This is a genomic window from Pseudomonas sp. ACM7 (genome assembly GCF_004136015.1).
Taxonomy (GTDB): Bacteria; Pseudomonadota; Gammaproteobacteria; order Pseudomonadales; family Pseudomonadaceae; genus Aquipseudomonas; species Aquipseudomonas frigoris.
Window position 1 is genome coordinate 373,279 of sequence record NZ_CP024866.1, and the last position, 18,005, is coordinate 391,283.

Sequence of the window (18,005 nt, forward strand, 5' to 3'; positions counted from 1 at the left end):
GAAAAACAGCCTCGAAATTCGCGCCCGGCACGCTAAACTGCGCATCTTGGCCAAAATTGGCCGGACCGGTTGAGGGCTTCAACGCCCCGAAACCCACGAATTATTAGAAAGAGTACCGATCATGACCCAAGTCAAACTGACAACAAACCATGGCGACATCGTCCTGGAACTGAACGCTGAGAAAGCCCCGATCACCGTGGCCAACTTCATCGAGTACGTCAAAGCCGGTCACTACGAAAACACTGTTTTCCACCGCGTCATCGGTAACTTCATGATCCAGGGCGGCGGTTTCGAGCCAGGCATGAAAGAAAAGAAAGACAAGCGCCCAAGCATCCAGAACGAAGCCGACAACGGCCTGCCGAACGAGAAGTACACCGTTGCCATGGCCCGCACCATGGAGCCGCATTCGGCTTCCGCCCAGTTCTTCATCAACGTGGCTGACAACAGCTTCCTGAACCACAGCGCCAAGACCACTCAGGGCTGGGGCTACGCGGTATTCGCCAAAGTCGTTGCAGGCACCGACGTGGTCGACAAGATCAAAGGTGTTTCCACCACCATGAAGTCCGGCCATCAGGACGTACCAGCAGAAGACGTGATCATCGAGAAAGCCGAGATCATTGAGTGATACTGCTGATTTCAGACTTGCATCTGGAAGAGGAGCGCCCGGACATCAGCCGGGCGTTTCTGGATTTGCTCGCCGGACGCGCCCGCTCGGCGAGTGCGTTGTACATCCTGGGCGACTTTTTCGAGGCGTGGATTGGCGACGATGCCATGACGCCGTTCCAGCGTTCCATCTGCCAGGCCCTGCGCGATCTTAGCGACAGCGGCACGGCCATTTTTCTGATGCACGGCAATCGCGACTTCATGCTCGGCCAGGCCTTCTGCAAACAGGCAGGCTGTACGTTGTTGAAAGACCCGAGTGTCGTGCAGTTTTACGGTGAGCCGGTGCTGTTGATGCACGGCGACAGCCTCTGCACCCGCGACGAGGCTTATATGAAGCTGCGTCGTTACCTGCGTAACCCCATCACCCTGTTCATCCTGCGGCACTTGCCTCTGCGGACTCGCCATAAACTGGCGCGCAAGCTGCGCAATGAAAGCCGCGCGCAAACACGGATGAAGGCGAACGACATTGTGGATGTCACGCCGGAAGAAGTGCCGCGGATCATGCAGGCCTATGGCGTGAAGACCTTGATCCATGGGCATACCCATCGCCCCGCCATTCACAAGTTGCAGATTGGCGAGCAGGCGGCCAAGCGGATTGTATTGGGGGATTGGGATCGTCAGGGCTGGGCGTTGCAGGTGGATGAGCAAGGGTTTGCGTTGGCGCCGTTTGATTTCGTTACGCCATAAAAACCAAAGATCAAAAGATCGCAGCCTCGCTTCGCTCGACAGCTCCTACAGGTGTATTGCCTAACGCGGTCAATGTAGGAGCTGTCGAGTAAAACGAGGCTGCGATCTTTTAACAGGCACCGTTGAATCAATGCCCTGCCGAAGCAGGCCCCGGCTTCGCCGCAAACGGCGGTTTCGCCAGCCACACCAGCACAATCAAGCCCATGAATGCCCACCCCAGCAACGTGAAGTAATCCACGGTGGAGAGCATGTACGCCTGACTGGTCAGCACATGATCCAGTTGCGCATACGCCGGATTGCTCGCCCCGCCCAGGCTGTTAAGCGCCTCGCGGGTAGCCGGCTCATAGGTGCTGATGCTTTCGCTCATATAGGCGTGGTGCTGATCGGCCCGACGAATCCAGATCCAGGTCGTCAGCGACGCCGCAAAACTGCCACCCAACGTCCGCAGGAACGTCGCCAGGCCTGCGCCGTCGGCGATCTGGCTTGGTGGCAGGTCCGACATCAGAATGCTCAAGGTCGGCATGAAGAACAGTGCCACACCGATCCCCATGAACAGCTGCACCAGAGCGATGTGCTGGAAGTCCACTTCATTGGTAAACCCGGCACGCATGAAGCAGCTCAGGCCAATCGCCAGGAACGCCAGACCGGCCAGCAATCGCAGGTCGAATTTGTGTGCGTATTTGCCGACAAACGGCGACATCAACACCGGCAGAATCCCGATCGGCGCCACCGCCAGCCCCGCCCACGTCGCCGTGTAACCCATCTGGGTTTGCAGCCATTGCGGCAGGATCAGGTTGATCCCGAAGAACCCAGCGTAACCCAACACCAACACAATGGTGCCGATGCGGAAGTTGCGGTAAGCGAACAGCCGCAGGTTGACCACCGGGTGTTTGTCGGTCATTTCCCAGATCACGAACACCGCCAGCGCAATCACCGAAATGGCCGCGCCGATGAGGATGAAGTTCGACTCGAACCAATCCAGGTCGTTACCCTTGTCGAGGATCACCTGCAACGCGCCGACGCCAATGATCAGGGTGATCAAACCGACGTAATCCATCGGCTGGTAACTGGTTTCCACCGGCCGCGCCTTGAGTTGCTGGCGCACCACCATCACCGCGAAAACACCGATCGGCACGTTGATAAAGAAGATCCACGGCCAGCTATAGCTGTCGGTAATCCAGCCGCCGAGGATGGGACCTGCAATCGGCGCCACCACCGTGACCATCGCCAGCAACGCCAGGGCCATGCCACGCCTGGCGGGTGGATAGACGGCAATCAGCAGCGTTTGAGTCATCGGGTACAGGGGACCCGCCACCAGACCTTGAAGCACCCGAAAGCCGATCAGCTCCGGCATCGAGGTCGAGATACCGCACAGAAACGAAGCCAGCACGAACAGAATCGTCGCCCAGAGAAACAGCTTCACCTCGCCGAAGCGCCGGCTGAGCCAACCGGTCAGCGGCAGCGCGATGGCGTTGCTCACGGCGAACGAGGTAATCACCCAAGTGCCCTGCTCCGAACTCACGCCCAGGTTGCCGGAAATCGTCGGCAGCGCCACGTTGGCGATGGTAGTGTCGAGCACTTGCATGAAGGTCGCCAGCGATAGGCCGATAGTGCTGAGCAACAGGCTGGGCGGCGTAAAAGAGGCGTTATTGCTCATCGCGAATCCTTTGGAACCTGATTGGCGCAGCGCCTGTTACTGACGCAGCTGACCTTGTGGGAGCGAGCTTGCTCGCGATAGCGGTGGATCAATCAACAAAGATGTTGAATGTAAATCCGCCATCGCCAGCAAGCTCGCTCCCACAGGGTCGGTGTGATGGCGAATCAGCGCTGGACGGTTTTGCTGACCGCGGCGCTGTTGTCGTGGATCAATTGAGTGATCATCGCGTCGGCCTCGGCCAACTGACGGTCATAGACGTTGGTGCTGAACGAGGCCTTTTGCGGCGGTTGTTGCGCCAGCACCGGGCCGCTCTGGTCACGCAGGTTCACATCGACCTGAGTCGAAAGGCCGACCCGCAACGGGTGCTTGGCCAGTTCTTCGGCGTTGATGTGAATCCGCACCGGCACCCGCTGGACGATTTTGATCCAGTTACCGGTGGCGTTCTGCGCCGGCAACAGGGCAAACGCGCTGCCGGTACCGGCGCCGAGGCTGTCGATGGTGCCGCTGAACTTCACGTCGCTGCCGTAGAGGTCGGCTTCGATGTCCACTGGCTGCCCGATGCGCATGTCACGCAGTTGGGTTTCCTTGAAGTTGGCGTCGATCCACAGCTGATCCAGCGGAATGACCGCCATCAACGCGGTGCCCGGCTGGACGCGTTGGCCCAGTTGCACGGAACGTTTGGCGACATAACCGGTGACCGGCGCGATCAAGGTGCTGCGGGAGTTGTTCAAGTACGCCTGACGCAATTGCGCGGCAGCGGACATCACGTCCGGGTGCGACGAAACCACGGTGTCATCGACCAACGCACTGGTGGTTTTCAGTTGCTGTTTGGCGTTGGCCAAGGCGTTTTGCGCCGAGGTCAGGTCGTCGCGAGCATGGGACAGCTCTTCCTGGGAAATCGCGCCGCCAGCGGCGAGGTTCTTCCGGCGATTGAAGTTGTCCTGAGCCTTCTGCACTTCAGCCTGTTGGGCGTTGACCTGGGCTTTCATGCCGTCGACATTGCTGTACAAGCCGCGAACCTGACGCACGGTGCGGGCCAGATTGGCCTGGGCACTTTGCAAACCGACTTCGGCGTCGTTCGGGTCGAAGTTGATCAGCACCTGGCCTTCATGAACCAGGTCGCCATCGTCGGCACCGATGCTGACCACAGTGCCGGTGACCAACGGCGTGATTTCCACCACGTTGCCGCTCACGTAGGCGTCGTCGGTGCTTTCGTTCCAGCGCCCGTAGAATTCGTGATAACCCCAGACGCCGACACCGGCGAGGATCACCACGATAGCCAGGACAATCAGCATGACTTTGCGTTTGCGCGGATTGCTCGTGTCTTGCGTGTTGTCAGGGGATTGGGCTGTATCGGCAGTGGCCATGACAAGTACCTTGAATTAGTTGTGCTGCGTGGCTGGGGTTGCGTTGGCTGCGGCCAGGGTCTCGCCCTGGAAGCCGCCTCCCAGCGCCTGCATCAGTTGGATCGACAGGTCGATCTGCTCGGCATTCAGGTTGGCCATCTGACGCTGGGCCTGGAGCAATTGCTGCTCGATGCTGAGCACGTCCAGGTAATTGCCGATGCCGGAACCGTAACGCTCCACCACCGTGTTGTAAGAATCCTGAGCAATGTCGGTGGCGCGCTGCTGAGCGCCGAGCTGCCGACCGATATCGCGCAACTGGTTGATGGTGTCGCTGACATCACCCAGGGCTTTCACCAGGCTCTTGTTGTACTGCGCCACGGCGAGGTCGTAATCGGCGTCGCGGGAATCGAGGTCGGCACGCAAGCGTCCGCCGTCGAAAATCGGCACCGAGATCGTCGGCGCGATGTTGAAGAAACGACTGGCCGAACCGAACATCGCATCGCCCAGCAACGACTCGGCACCGGCCGCGGCGCTCAGGTTGAGGTTGGGGTAGAAGCGGGTTTTGCCGGCGTCGATGTTCTTGCTCGCCGCCTCGACCCGCCAACGCGCGGCCACCAGGTCTGGACGACGACCGAGCAACTCGGCCGGCAGCACCGATGGCAACGCGACGGCGCTGGCCTGGAGGATTTTCGGCCGGGCGATTTCGTTGCCGCGATCCGGGCCTTTACCGAGCAAGACGGCCAAGGCGATTTTCGCGCTTTGCAGGCGTTTCTCGGCGTCGATCAGGCTGGCTTCGGAGGTGGCTTCCAGACTTTCGGTTTGCTGGAACTGGTACTGACTGTCGATCCCCGAGCTCAGGCGACGCTGGCTCAGATCGAGCATTTGTTTGGTGCGTTTGAGGTCTTCACTGGCCAGGTCGTAGACGATATGCGCCTGCCCCAGATCGCTGTAGGCGCGAGCCACGTCGGCGGACAACGTCAGCTGAGCGGCCTGTTGATCGACTTCGGCAGCACGGGCCTGGCCCAGTGCGGCTTCCCAGGCATCACGCTGACCACCCCAGAGATCGAAGTTGTAATTGAAAACGGCGCCGATGTTACGCACGGTGGAATAAGTGCCGCCCTGCCCGCTCGGGTCCTGATCCCGGGCCAGACGCGAACGACTGACGCCGGCGCTGGCATCGAGGGTTGGCATGCGGGCGGCGTCGGCGGCATAGGCGGCGGCGCTGGCCTGGTGAGCACGGGCGTCGGCGATTTGCATGTCGGGGCTGTCGTGAAGGGCTTCGCGGATCAAGCCGTCGAGCTGTGGGTCGCCGAGGCTTTTCCACCAGTCGCTTTTCGGCCAGGCCGCGGGCGACAGGGTTACGCCGCTGAGGGATTGCCCGGCCTTGAGGGTTTTCGCATCCAGGCTTTTGCCTTCAGTGGTCAGGCCACTGTAGCTGGCGCAACCGGCCAGGGTCATGGCCGCCAGCACCAGGCTCAGTCCCGTCCGCAGGGTTTTACTGCTCATTTGTCACCTACCCGCAGCAACGTGATCGAGTCACCGGCTGCCACCAAAATTTTCTTCAGGATCTGTTCGAGGGTTTGCAACTCCTCTGGGGTGATCGCGCCAGCCAGTTCATTCATGGCGTCGGCGCCGATCTCCGGCAGGCGGTCAGTCAACTGCTGGCCTTGTTCGGTCAGCACCAGCTGAACCTGACGGCGGTCCGCCTCGGAGCGTTGGCGGGCGAGGAAGCCTTTCTGTTCCAGACGATCGAGCATGCGGGTCATCGAACCGCTATCCAGCGACAGGTGACGGCACAGCTCGGCCGGGGTATCGACGCCGAATTGGGCCATGATGATCAGCACTTTGAACTGCGCGGCGGTGATGCCGTGGGGTTCCATGTGCGTGTCGATGATCCGGTCCTTGAGCAGCGCAGCGCGCCCGAGCAGGAGGCCGAGATGGCAAGTGTGGAATGCGTCTGGGGTGAAATGTTTCATCTGACCACCAATTAGCTGCCTAGGCAGAGAATGTATGACGAGATGTTACTGCCTAGGCAGCGAATGTCAACGCAATAGTTAGGTTGCTTGCTATTTAGTTGATAAATGGCGCGGGAAAGTTGCTTCGGATCAATGATCGCAGCGCGCCCTTCGCGAGCAAGCCCGCTCCCACAGGTTTGGTGTGATCTGTGTGGGAGCGGGCTTGCTCGCGAAGGCAGCGACCCGGTTTTGGAGGGGGCGGGGCTTAGAAATCCCGCTTGTAGAAGATGTCCAATGAACTGGCCACGCCCCCGGCGGCTTCGAGGTAGACCTTCTTGCTCAGCTTGTAACGCAAGGCGATGGTGTTGGCCGGCTCGAACACGCCAACGCCATAACGCAGGCTGAGCTTCTCGGAGATATTGCCGCTGGCCACCACGCTGGTGGCGTTGCCGCTGCCTTGGGTGTCGAGCTGGAAGTCCTGAATCCCCAGGTTCTTGGCCAACCCGCTGGTCACTCCCGAACTGCCCATCAACCCCAACCCCAGCGCGGCTTGGGCGAGCATGTTGTTGTCCTCACCGCTGGTGCTCAGCGGACGCCCCAGCACCAGATAGGACAACGCCTGCTCCTGGCTCATGGCCGGCTCGGAGAAGATCTGTGTGGTCGGCTGCTCGGCGCTGCCGCTCAGGCGAATGCCGGCGATCACGTCGTCGGTCTGGCGAATCGCTTCGATGTCCAAATACGGCTGGTCAATTGGGCCGGCAAACAACAAGCGCGCCCGGCGCACGGTCAATCGCTGACCGTAGGCGCGATAACGCCCATCGTTGAGCCAGAGCTCGCCGCGGGTGTCCAGGTTGTCGCCGATGTGCACATGACCTTGCAGGTTGGCGGTCAAGCCAAACCCGGCAAAACTGAGTTTGTCCTGCCCGACCATCACATCGATGTCCATCGCCATGACCATCGGGGGTTTGCCCTCTTCGGTCTGCTGGCCGACGATCACCGTGTCATCGGACACCTTGACCGTCGACGGCGGCAACTCGCGCACGGTGATCTCGCCTTTCGGCACCAGCACCTTGCCGGTAATCGCCAGTTTGTCGTCCTTCACCGAAATCTTCAGGTCCGGCGCCACTTCCAGTTTTGCGTAGGGCTCGACGGTGACGGGCAATTGCGTGCCTTTGAGCGCCAGATCCACCACCAGCGCATGACCCCAGGCAATGTTGCCATTCAGGCTACCCTGCCCGGTCTTGCCACTTTTCCAGCCGCCGTTCAATTGCACGGTTTCGCCAGCGATCACGGCTTGAAGTTGCAGCGCTTCGAGTTCCATCGGCAGTTCCGGCCCGGAAATCTCGCCGTCACTGAGCAACAGATTGCCGTTGACCTGCGGCGCCAGCAGCGTACCTGCGAGCGTGCCACTGCCATTCAAGCGTCCGGTCAGTTTCTCGACCATCGGCACAAACGGCCGCGCTACCGACAGGTCCAGTCCATTCAAACGGAATGAGCCGGTCAGTGGCTTGTCCTTCGGTAACGGATTGATCTGCGCCTGGAGCATAAGCTCACCGAGCTTGCCGCCGACGAAGTTGAGGTCAGTGTCGATGCGCTTGGGCGTGAGTTTGCTGTTGAGTTTCAGGGTCTGGTACGGGAAGTCCAGCCACTGGTCCTTCTCCTTGATGCGCAACGTGCCGCCGCTGGCATCGACGCTGATCTGCCCGTTCGGGCCGCTGGCCGGCAGGTCCAGTTGCAGGTCGGCGTTGAGTCGTCCCTTCCAGGCGAAATCCTTGGGCAACCACTGCGCCAGGCTGTCGATCGGGAACTGTTTGAGGTGATAACGCAGCTTTGGCTCAGGCATCAGGCGCTGATCCTCACCGCACAGACTGGCCGGGCCGGACGTCCAGCAATGAGCGCCAAAATTGATCTTGCCGTCCGCCAGCCGTTCAAGCTTTGCCGGGCCTTGCAGCTTCCAGTCTTGACCGCCGGCCTGGATATCGCCACTGGCCAGGTGCCCACGCCAATTGCCTTGGTCCAGATTGCCGTCGAGGCCGAGCGCGAGTTTCAGCTTCGGCCCTTGCAGGTCGAGGGTGAGTTTCTGGTTTTTGATATCGCCCTGGCCGCTGGCGGTCAGTGTGCCCAGCGACGTCTCACCGGCCTGAATGCCGCTGCCCTTGAGGTCGATTCTGGCCCGTTGCGCGCTGTCGAGGGTCGCGTCCAGATTCAGGCTTTGCAGGCGATTATCTTCGAAGGCCAGTTGCGTGCCTTGCAGTCCGAGCTTGCCTTGCGGCGCCTTGAGCGTCCCGGCGACATCGATGCGACCATTGAGCTGACCGCGCAGTTGCGGCCACAGCTGGGCCAGGCGCGGCAGCTTGATATCGATCTGACCGGCGAGCTTCTGTTGCAGGCTGCCCTTGCCGTTGATGCTGTTGTCGCCGAGGCGAATTTGCAACGCGCTGAGATTCCATTGCTCGCCACCGCCATCGGCTTTGGCCTGGATCACTGCCGGTTGGCCGCGCAGTTTGCCCTTCAAATCCAGGTCGGCGGTCAGGCTGAGTTTTTCATTCTTCATCTCGCCTTTGCTGCGCAACGGTCCGGCCAGGATGCCTGGTAATTCCGCGACCCAGTACGCCGGGTTGATCGCCGACAGGTCCAGCGCCGTGTCCCAGGCAATGCCGTCGGCGAATTGCAGGTTCAGGTGCCCTTCGGCCTTGCCCTGCCCGGCTTCGAGTTGAATTTGTTGCAGGTAGATTTTCGTCAGGTCGCCGCTGAACGGGCTGGTCAGGCTGAACGCCCCGGCCGGGCCGTCGAGTGCGGCGTTGAAGTGCCCCATGTACTTGCCGTCGGTGTAGGAGACTTCACCGTTGAAGCTGCGCAACGCTACTTCTGGCTCGTCGATCGACGGATAGAGGCGATGCCACGGGAAATCCAGCCAATCGATTTTTGCGTCGGCACTCAAGCCTTTGCTCCAGTCGAGGTTGCCAGTGAGTTTTAGGCTTTGTTTATCGTTGGCCGTGAGGTCCAACCCGGTGATCTGAGCGCCATTGGCGTCGACCTTGCCTTGCAGCAACAACGCGACCGGGCCAAATTCTGCGGGCAACGTGGCTTTGCCGAGCAACTGGTAACCGTTTTTCAGGTCGCCGTCGCCGGTGAGTTCCAGTTGGTTGAGTTGCAGAGTGTCCGGCAGATCGGCGCCGGGCTTGAAGCCGTCAGCGGTGATCCGCACCTTGGCCGGCAGGTTTTCCACCAGCGGTTGCAGTTCGCCGGTCAATTGCCCGTTGAGGTAACCGCTGCTGTCGGCTTTCAGGTTCAGGGTTTTCAGCAGATCGCCGTCGACCTTCAAGGCCAGCGTCCAAGGCCCGATGCCGGGGGCTGGCAGGGTCAGTTTGCCTTCCGCCTTGAGCGGCCAGTTACCGCTGGGTTGCAGCAGGCCTGAAAGATTCAGGCTCAGGTCATCCCTTTGCAAATGAACGGAATCGATCTGCAAACCTTTGGCCGTCCAGTGCGCCGCCAGTTGCAAGCCCTTGAGTTCTTCGCTGCCGTTGAACATCAGGCTGCCGACCTGGACGTCGCCCAACTCAATGGCCAAGGGCAGTTTCAAATCCGGGAGGCTGATCGGCCCGCTGCTTTCTTCTTCCGTGCCCGGCGGGAATTGCAGGCTGACCTGATCGGCTTTCAATTGCTCGATGCACAGGGTCATGCGCGTCAGGCACAACGGCGACCAGGCGAAAATCACCTTGTTCAGCTCGACGCGGCTGGTGTCCTGCTGCCACAGCACATGGTCGGCACTCCACTGTCCACCCAGACGACCCTGGAAATTCTCGACGGTCAAACCCCGCACAAAGCCGAGCGCCCAACGACTGCCCGTCGCCGTGCCAAGCACCGTGGCCACGGTCAGGACGACCAGCATCAGCAGCGCCAGAATCGCCAGCAGCGTTATTTTCAAACCACGATTCACAGCTCAGGCCCCATGGAAAAGTGCAGTCGAATGCCGCCGTCGTCGTCCATCGCATGGGCCAGGTCGAGGCGTATCGGCCCTACCGGAGAAACCCAGCGCACACCGATGCCGACGCCGGTCTTGAGGTCCGGCAGTTCGAGGGTATTGAAGGAGTTGCCTTGGTCGATGAAGGTCGCGACCCGCCATTTTTCGGCGATGGAGTACTGATATTCAACGCTGCCGGCAACCATGTAGCGGCCACCGATGCGGTCACCTTCGGAGTTTTCCGGGGACAGGCTCTGATAGTCGTAACCGCGCACGCTCTGATCGCCACCGGCGAAGAAGCGCAACGACGGCGGTACCGATTTGTAGCCGTTGGTGGCGCTGCCGCCGACCTGCACCCGCCCGAGGAAGCGGTGTTTGTCGAAGACCGTGGTCAAGCCTTTCACCAGCGCGGTGCCGTAGACCAGATTGGTGTCCGAGCCCATGCCTTCCTTGGCCACTTTGGTCGCGAACTCCAGACGATAGCCGTTGTGCGGGTCGATACGGTTGTCGCTTTTCAGATAGGAGTAGTTGACGCCAGGCATCAGCAACGTGCTGAGCCCTGAGTCGTCGCCGAGCCTGTATTCCTCGCGCTGCCACTTGAGCGACACCACCCGCTGCCAACCACTGGGCAGCTTGCTGTGCCACTCGGGGCCGAGGGTCAGCAGTTTGCTGAGGGAGTCCTTGTCGGCGATTTCTTCGTTCTGATAACCACCGGCGAACCGCAGCTTGTCGGTCAGCGGCGGGTCCAGGGGAATGTCATAGAACACACCGACGTTCTGCCGAGGCGCCGAAACTTCGGTCTCCCAGCCATAGCTGTGTCCCTGAGGGTTGACCCAGTGCCGGGTCCAGTTGGCCTTGACCCGTGGGCCGACGTCGGTGGAATAACCCAGCCCCAGACCCATGGTCCGTGGTTTGCGCGTTTCGAGTTTGACGTCTACCGGGATCACGTCGTTCTTGGACGCCGTCGGCGCCGCATCCACCCGCACGCTTTCGAAATAGCCGCTCGATTGCATGGCTTGATTGAGCTCGGCGATCAATTCGGAGTCATAAGGGGCGCCCGCCTTGAATGGCACCATGCGCCGCAGCAGGTCTTCGTCGAACGGCGAATCCCCCTCAAAACTGACCTTGCCCAGTGAATAGCGTGGGCCACTGTTATAGATCAGTTCGATGTCGGCAACGCCGGCTCGCGGGTCGACCGACAATTTCTGGCTGCTGAAGTAACCGCTGAAAAAACCGTAGCGCGAGGCCTGATTCTGAATCAGGCGCTTGGCGTCTTCGTAATGGCCATGGTTGAGCACTGCGCCGGTTTTCAGCGCATTGCTTTTGGGTACACGAAAGGATTTGAGGGAGGCGGCCGGGCCGTCGACGCGAATAGTGACGTTGCGCAAATGCACCGGCTCGCCGGGATCGATGTTCAGCACCAGGCGAGGCGTCTTGCCGCCCTTCACATCCGAGTCGATCTGCGGCTGATAATAACCCAAGGCCTGGGCGGCCTTGCGCGCCTGTTCTTCAGCGCCACGACTGAAGCGCAGCAAGGCTTCTTCGTCTCGATCGCCGAGGCTGCCGATATAGCCCTCTATATTGGCCTTCAGTTCATCGTTGGACGGTTTGATCCGAACATCCAATTCACTTTGCGCCAGCGCCGCGCAGCTGGTAATCAGCATCAGCACGCCGCTGGTAATTCTTCCTGGAAACTTCATAGGCGCGGATGCTATCACGAGCTTGGGAGCGTGATAGAGCCTGGCGTGCGATGAAAGGTCTACCTTTATGCCGTTGCTGTTTGTAACACCTGCGGATTGGCGTGGAAAAACACGTGTTCGCGAATTGGTCCTACGGCGACCTCACCGATTTCCTCATAGCCCTGACGCTTATAGAACTCCAGATAACGAGGATTCCCAGTATCGAGGATCACACCCTCGGAGTGTTCATCCACCGCGCACCAGTTGTGCACCGCTTGCAGCAATTGTTCACCAAAGTGCTTGCCCTGAAATTGCGGATGCACTCCCAGCAACGGCAGCAGGTGCACCGAGTCGGACGGCACGCAAGCCATCACGGCATCGTGATACTCGAGATAGCGTCGGGTGCAGCGAAAGCCGGTGCTGAGCACCATGCGCAGACGCCAGGCCCAACTTTCAGTGATGCCCAGGCGACGTTGCGGCGGCGCGATCAACGCGATGCCGATCAACCGGTCGTTGACCAGCAGGCCGATGGCCGGCAAGTCCTGAAGAAAGTGTTGTTTGACCAGTTCGCGCACGGTGGCACGGACCCGCTGTTCATAACCGGGACGCTCCGCTTCGAACAGGTAGCCGAACGTCGGCTCATGCCGGTAAGCCTGGTACAACAGCGAACGTGCTTCGCGGGAATAGCCGCTGTCGAGCATGTGAATATCGGCGATGACGGTCGAGGTTTCGGGCATAACGGTAGATCTCCCCTGGCACAGGTCAGATGACTGCGCTCTTCTGGTTACGAGCCTATAGCGCTGGCACAGTTCCTTTCTGATCCGAATCAGTGTTGGTTGTGATGCCGCCATCGTCGGATCGCCGCCCGGAACAAGCTCGCTCCCACAAAGGTATAGACCAGACTCGTCCCCTGTGGGAGCGAGCTTGCTCCGGGCGGCGTTCCGACGATGAGGCCCGCATTGGCGATGGAAGACCTACCGCCAAACACGAATGCCCTCACCCCACACTGGCCCCATTCCTACATGTCAGCTAGCATCGCCCTTTTGCCAGGACTGCCGACCATGAAGATCGTCTCCTTCAACATCAACGGGCTGCGCGCTCGCCCCCATCAGCTGGCGGCGCTGATCGAAAAGCATCAGCCAGATGTGATCGGACTGCAGGAAACCAAGGTTCACGACGACCAATTCCCGCTGGCCGAGGTTCAGGCGCTGGGCTATCACGTGTATTTCCACGGTCAAAAAGGTCATTACGGCGTGGCCCTGCTCTCGCGTCAGGAGCCTCTCGCGCTGCACAAAGGTTTCGCCACCGATGAAGAAGACGCTCAGCGCCGCTTCATCTGGGGCACGTTCGCCGATGCCAATGGCGTGCCGGTGACCATCATGAACGGCTATTTCCCACAGGGCGAAAGCCGCGATCACCCGACCAAGTTCCCGGCCAAAGACCGCTTTTATAACGATCTGCAGCAATTACTGGAAAGCCAGTTCAGCAACGATCAGCCGCTGGTGGTGATGGGCGACGTGAACATTTCCCCGGAAGACTGCGACATCGGTATCGGCCCGGACAACATGAAGCGCTGGCTGAAAACCGGTAAATGCAGCTTCCTGCCGGAAGAACGCGAGTGGATGGCCCGTTTGAAGAACTGGGGCCTGGTGGACAGTTTCCGTCACTTGAACCCAGAGGTGGCCGACCGTTTCAGCTGGTTCGACTACCGTAGCCGCGGTTTTGAGGATGAGCCCAAGCGTGGGCTGCGGATTGACTTGATCATGGCCTCCCACGGGTTATTGCCACGCGTGAAAGATGCGGGAGTGGATTACGAACTGCGCGGGATGGAAAAACCATCGGATCACGCGCCGATCTGGCTTGAGCTGAGCTAGAAGCAAAAGATCGCAGCGTTCCGCAGCTCCTACAGGGTGTACGCCGCCCCATTGTAGGAGCTGCGGAACGCTGCGATCTTTTGATCTGTCATCTTTCGGACATCTTACTGACTTATTCTCCCGGCACTTCCTTTGGCTTATAAGGTGCCGGCATGACGCTGCGCGTGTTGTTCCTGTTGATGCTGTGCGCCTGCCTGCCGCTGACGGCTTCGGCTGGCGCGTTGCCGACGCCCGAGGCTGGCCCGGTGCTGCGCATCCAGGGTTCCAACACCATTGGCGCGGCATTGGGCCCGGCGCTGGTCGAGGGGTTGATGCGCGAACAGGGCCTGCTGAAGGTTCACAACGAGGCCCCGGACAACGCCAACGAACTGCGCGTTGTTGGCGAAACCGCTCAGGGCCGTCGGGTCGTGGTGGATGTCGCAGCCCACGGTTCCAGCACCGGTTTCACCGCCCTGAAAACCGCCACCGCCGACCTCGCCGCCTCCTCGCGCCCGATCAAGGACAACGAACGGGTGGACCTCAAACCCTTGGGCGACTTTAAAAGCGCCGGCGCCGAGCAAGTCATCGCCATCGATGGCCTGGCGATCATTCTTCATCCGCAAAATCCGTTGAGCGAACTGAACACCGAACAACTGGCGCGAATCTTCAGCGGCGAGGCAAAAACCTGGGAAGAACTCGGCGGCACCGGTGGGACGATTCATCTCTATGCGCGGGATGACCAATCGGGCACCTACGACACGTTCAAGGAATTGGTCCTCAGCCGCCGTGGGAAAACGCTGAGCAGCGCTGCGAAACGGTTCGAATCCAGCGAGCAATTGTCCGACGCCGTCAGCCTCGACCCGCAAGGTATCGGCTTCATCGGCCTGCCTTACGTGCGTCAGGCCAAAGCCGTGGCGATTGCCGATGGCCAATCCCAAGCCATGTTGCCGCTAAACAGCCTGATTGCTACGGAAGATTATCCGTTGTCGCGCCGGCTGTTCTTTTACCTGCCGCCCAATGGGAAAAATCCCTGGGCCGACGCATTGGTGGCGTTCACCCAAAGCAGCAAGGGTCAGGCGATTGTCGCGACCAATGGTTTTATCGCCCAAACCGTCCAGGCCATGACGGTCACACCGAATGCATTAATGCCGGAGGGTTATCAGGCGCTCAGCCGTCACGCCCAACGACTGACGGTGAATTTTCGTTTCGAAGAAGGCAGTGCGACGCTGGACAACAAGGCACGGCAGGACCTGTCGCGGGTGCTCGACTATATAAATCAGCACGAGAAAACCAATCGGCAGGTGACGCTGGTGGGGTTTGGCGACGCCAAGAGTGATCCGGCGCGGGCCGATCTGCTGTCGAAACTGCGCGCCATGGCGGTGCGGCGGGAACTGGTGAAAAGCGGCGTGGTGTTACGCGAGATTCGTGGTTTTGGCGCCGAGATGCCAGTGGCGGCCAATAGCGCGGATGAGGGGCGAATCAAGAATCGGCGGGTTGAGGTGTGGGTGCATTGATGGTGTGTGTGTGTGTGTAGCAGCTGTCGAGCCTGCGAGGCTGCGTTCGGCTGCGAAGCAGTCGTAAAATCAGACGATGCGGTGTTTCAGGGAGACCGCACATATAGGTTTTACGACTGCTGCGCAGCCGAACGCAGCCTCGCAAGCTCGACAGCTGCTACAGGGTGCAAATCAGCCAAGCAGCTTCTGCAACTGCGCCGTGGTGTCCACCGCGCCCATCGTCTTGGCGGCATCCAGCGCAGAGACGCCATTGGCGTCCTTGGCTTTCGGGTCGGCGCCTTTGCTGATCAGGTAGTCGACGATTTCGACGCGATTGAACATCGCCGCCATCATCAGCGCTGTACGGCCATCGAAGGACGAACCTTCCACTTGCGCGCCGCCTTCAACCAGTGCCTTGACCACCGCCAGGTCACCCTTGAACGCCGCGCCGGCAATCGGGCTCTGGCCGTTGTCGTTGCGGATTTCCGGGTCGGCCTTGTGTTCGAGCAGGACTTTTACGGTATCCACATGGCCGTGGTAAGCGGCCAGCATCAGCAAGGTGTCGCCCTTGTGGTTACGCAGGTTCGGCGGCAGGCCCTTGGTCAACAGCGCAGCCATCATGGCCGCATCGCCCTCGCGCGCCTTGTTGAATACCTGTTCGGCAAATTCAGCGGCTTCTTCGGGGGTCATCTGGCGGCTTTGGTCTGACATTGGGCACTCCACGTTCTGTTATTCGCAAAGCCGACAGTTTCCCGAGCAGCCCCGAGGCTGTCACTTCTTTTTTCTCATGAAAGGCCATAGGCACATTCAATAGCGCTGCATTCAATAACGAAAAGCGCCGCCGTGAATATCCGCCAGCAACTGCGGAGTGACCTGCACGTATGTCTGGGTCCCCGGCAGCCAGGCGTAGATCGGATCATCGCCAGTTTTGCCGGGGTCGAAGGCTTCGTCCTTGAGGCGGGTCTTCTGGTATTTGAAGGTGCCGGTGGTCTCCATTTTCACCTTCACCCGCAGGAACAACGGCACCGCATAGGCGGGCATTTGCTCACGGGCGAAAGCCAGCAGTTCACTGAAATCCAGGGTCGCCAGGGACTCGGCTGGCGTAATCGCCGCCATCCCCGCACGCCCGTTGGTGTTGCGGATTTCCACGCCGTAGGCCACGGCTTCGGAAATATTCGGGTGTTGCAAAAGGATGTTTTCGACTTCGGTGGTCGAGACGTTTTCGCCCTTCCAGCGGTAGGTATCACCCAACCGGTCAACAAACTGCGCGTGACCAAAACCGATGTTGCGCAGCAGGTCACCAGTATTGAAATAACGGTCGCCCTTCTCGAACACGTCGTGCAGCACAACCTTTTCGGTCTTCTGCGGATCGGTGTAGCCGTCCAGGGGCGCCTTGTCGTTGATCTTCGCCAGCAACAGCCCCTGCTCGCCTTTGGCAACCTTGCGCATGAAGCCCTTGGCATCCCGAATCGGCTCACCGCTGTCGTGGTCGTACGCCGCCAACTCCCATGACATCAGGGAAAAACCGACGGTGTTATCAAAGTTGAGGATGTTGGTGAAACCGATGTTGCCGTCGCTGGCGGCGTAGAGCTCGCAGATGTGATTCACCGCAAAACGTGTCTTGAACTCGCCCCACGCGCCGGGGCGCAGGCCATTGCCGATCATCTTCGTCACGCGGTGCTTGCTGTCGTCGGCGCTGGGCGGTTGATCCACGAGGTAGCGGCACAGTTCGCCGACGTAACCGAGGGTGGTCGCGCGGTACTTGCGCACATCGTTCCAGAATTGACTGGCGCTGAACTTGCGGCGAATGGCAAAACCCGAGGCGCCACTGATCGCCGAGCCCCAGCACACGCACAGCCCGGTGGCGTGATAGAGCGGCAAGGTGCAATAGACGACATCCTCCGGGCGCATATCCAGGGCGATCAGCCCGAAGCTTGCGGAGCTGCGCATCCAGCGGCCGTGCTTGAACACCCCGGCCTTGGGCAAGCCGGTGGTGCCCGAGGTGTAGATATAGAAACAAGGGTCGTCGAAAAATACCTGCTGACTGCTGGCAGGGTTGTCGCTGGAGCTGTCGGCACTGGCCGTCATCAGGTTGATGAAGCCGTCGGGCGCAATGCCGGGATGGCTGAAGGTGTCTCGATCAGCGACGAACCAGGTGCGCGCCGCGTCGATCGACACCCGTTCGCGAACCGCCGAAAACGCCGGGACCAGCTCTTCTCCGACAATGATCGCCGCGGGTGCCACCAGGTTCAGGCTGTGAGCCAGGGTATCGCGGGTTTGCGAGGTATTGAGCAAGGCACTGATCGCGCCGACCTTGGCCACCGCCAGAATCGTCACCAGCAGTTCCGGGCGATTCTCGATAAAGACCGCCACCACATCGCCCTTGCGGATGCCTTGGGCAATCAGATGATGGGCAATGCGATTGGCCCATTGGTTGACCTGAGCATACGTCAGCGCCACCTCGCCCTGCAGCAATGCCGGGCCATCGGGATTGCGCAACGTCGCTTGTTCGAAGCTCCAGCCCAGGCCACACGATTGGGTCGGGTCCTTGACGTTGGCGGCTTTCATGCCCTTCACCACGCGAGGAATGGCTTTGGCAATGGAAGGCAGCTTGCGGAGCATCATGCCCCAGGTAATCGTGTCGTGCGGCGTGCGGCTCATGGTTGCTCCCGGTCGATCTTTTTATTGTTCGGGCGGCGTTGATTGAG

General features: G+C 60.2%; 13 protein-coding genes. 4 read left to right on the forward strand and 9 right to left on the reverse strand.

Annotated elements, in window-relative coordinates; all coding sequences use genetic code 11:
• Positions 1-121: 121 nt before the first annotated feature.
• A complete protein-coding gene (locus tag CUN63_RS01860; protein WP_033057103.1) occupies positions 122-625 on the forward strand; it encodes a peptidylprolyl isomerase in 504 nt (167 codons plus the stop codon).
• On the forward strand, positions 622-1,350 hold the full coding sequence (lpxH, locus tag CUN63_RS01865) for a UDP-2,3-diacylglucosamine diphosphatase (RefSeq protein ID WP_129436926.1): 729 nt from the start codon (positions 622-624) through the stop codon (positions 1,348-1,350). Before CUN63_RS01860 ends, lpxH begins: the two co-directional genes overlap by 4 nt.
• A 127-nt stretch (positions 1,351-1,477) precedes the next feature.
• On the opposite strand, the gene CUN63_RS01870 is transcribed toward lpxH, so the two are convergent.
• From CUN63_RS01870 to CUN63_RS01900, 7 genes are all read right to left on the reverse strand, one after another.
• Positions 1,478-3,007: a DHA2 family efflux MFS transporter permease subunit gene (locus tag CUN63_RS01870; RefSeq protein WP_129436927.1), complete on the reverse strand. Its 1,530-nt coding sequence runs from the start codon at positions 3,005-3,007 to the stop codon at positions 1,478-1,480.
• A 164-nt stretch (positions 3,008-3,171) separates the two neighbouring features.
• The gene (locus CUN63_RS01875; RefSeq protein ID WP_129436928.1) at positions 3,172-4,374 is read right to left on the reverse strand and encodes an efflux RND transporter periplasmic adaptor subunit; all 1,203 of its coding nucleotides are present in this window, start codon (positions 4,372-4,374) and stop codon (positions 3,172-3,174) included.
• Between the two features lie 15 nt (positions 4,375-4,389).
• The gene (locus CUN63_RS01880; RefSeq protein ID WP_129436929.1) at positions 4,390-5,859 is read right to left on the reverse strand and encodes an efflux transporter outer membrane subunit; all 1,470 of its coding nucleotides are present in this window, start codon (positions 5,857-5,859) and stop codon (positions 4,390-4,392) included.
• On the reverse strand, positions 5,856-6,329 hold the full coding sequence (locus CUN63_RS01885; RefSeq protein WP_046047482.1) for a MarR family winged helix-turn-helix transcriptional regulator: 474 nt from the start codon (positions 6,327-6,329) through the stop codon (positions 5,856-5,858). Before CUN63_RS01885 ends, CUN63_RS01880 begins: the two co-directional genes overlap by 4 nt.
• 244 nt (positions 6,330-6,573) lie before the next feature.
• Positions 6,574-10,248, reverse strand: coding sequence for a translocation/assembly module TamB domain-containing protein (locus CUN63_RS01890; RefSeq protein WP_129436930.1), 3,675 nt, complete (start codon positions 10,246-10,248; stop codon positions 6,574-6,576).
• Positions 10,245-11,972 carry an autotransporter assembly complex family protein gene (locus tag CUN63_RS01895; protein ID WP_129436931.1) on the reverse strand — a complete coding sequence of 576 codons (1,728 nt, stop codon included), beginning with the start codon at positions 11,970-11,972 and terminating at the stop codon, positions 10,245-10,247. Before CUN63_RS01895 ends, CUN63_RS01890 begins: the two co-directional genes overlap by 4 nt.
• A gap of 65 nt (positions 11,973-12,037) precedes the next feature.
• Complete coding sequence (locus tag CUN63_RS01900) at positions 12,038-12,688, reverse strand: N-acetyltransferase (RefSeq protein ID WP_046047485.1); 651 nt, start codon at positions 12,686-12,688, stop codon at positions 12,038-12,040.
• Between the two features lie 324 nt (positions 12,689-13,012).
• Here CUN63_RS01900 and xthA point away from each other — a divergent pair, with 324 nt between their 5' ends.
• The gene (xthA, locus tag CUN63_RS01905) at positions 13,013-13,825 is read left to right on the forward strand and encodes an exodeoxyribonuclease III (RefSeq protein ID WP_129436932.1); all 813 of its coding nucleotides are present in this window, start codon (positions 13,013-13,015) and stop codon (positions 13,823-13,825) included.
• A 152-nt stretch (positions 13,826-13,977) separates the two neighbouring features.
• Positions 13,978-15,318 (forward strand): substrate-binding domain-containing protein, encoded by a 1,341-nt coding sequence (locus CUN63_RS01910; protein WP_129436933.1) that lies wholly within the window; start codon positions 13,978-13,980, stop codon positions 15,316-15,318.
• Positions 15,319-15,489: 171 nt separating this feature from the next.
• On the opposite strand, the gene CUN63_RS01920 is transcribed toward CUN63_RS01910, so the two are convergent.
• Positions 15,490-16,008, reverse strand: coding sequence for an ankyrin repeat domain-containing protein (locus tag CUN63_RS01920; protein ID WP_129436934.1), 519 nt, complete (start codon positions 16,006-16,008; stop codon positions 15,490-15,492).
• 111 nt (positions 16,009-16,119) lie between these two features.
• Positions 16,120-17,958 (reverse strand): long-chain-acyl-CoA synthetase, encoded by a 1,839-nt coding sequence (locus CUN63_RS01925; protein ID WP_129436935.1) that lies wholly within the window; start codon positions 17,956-17,958, stop codon positions 16,120-16,122.
• Positions 17,959-18,005 lie beyond the last annotated feature (47 nt).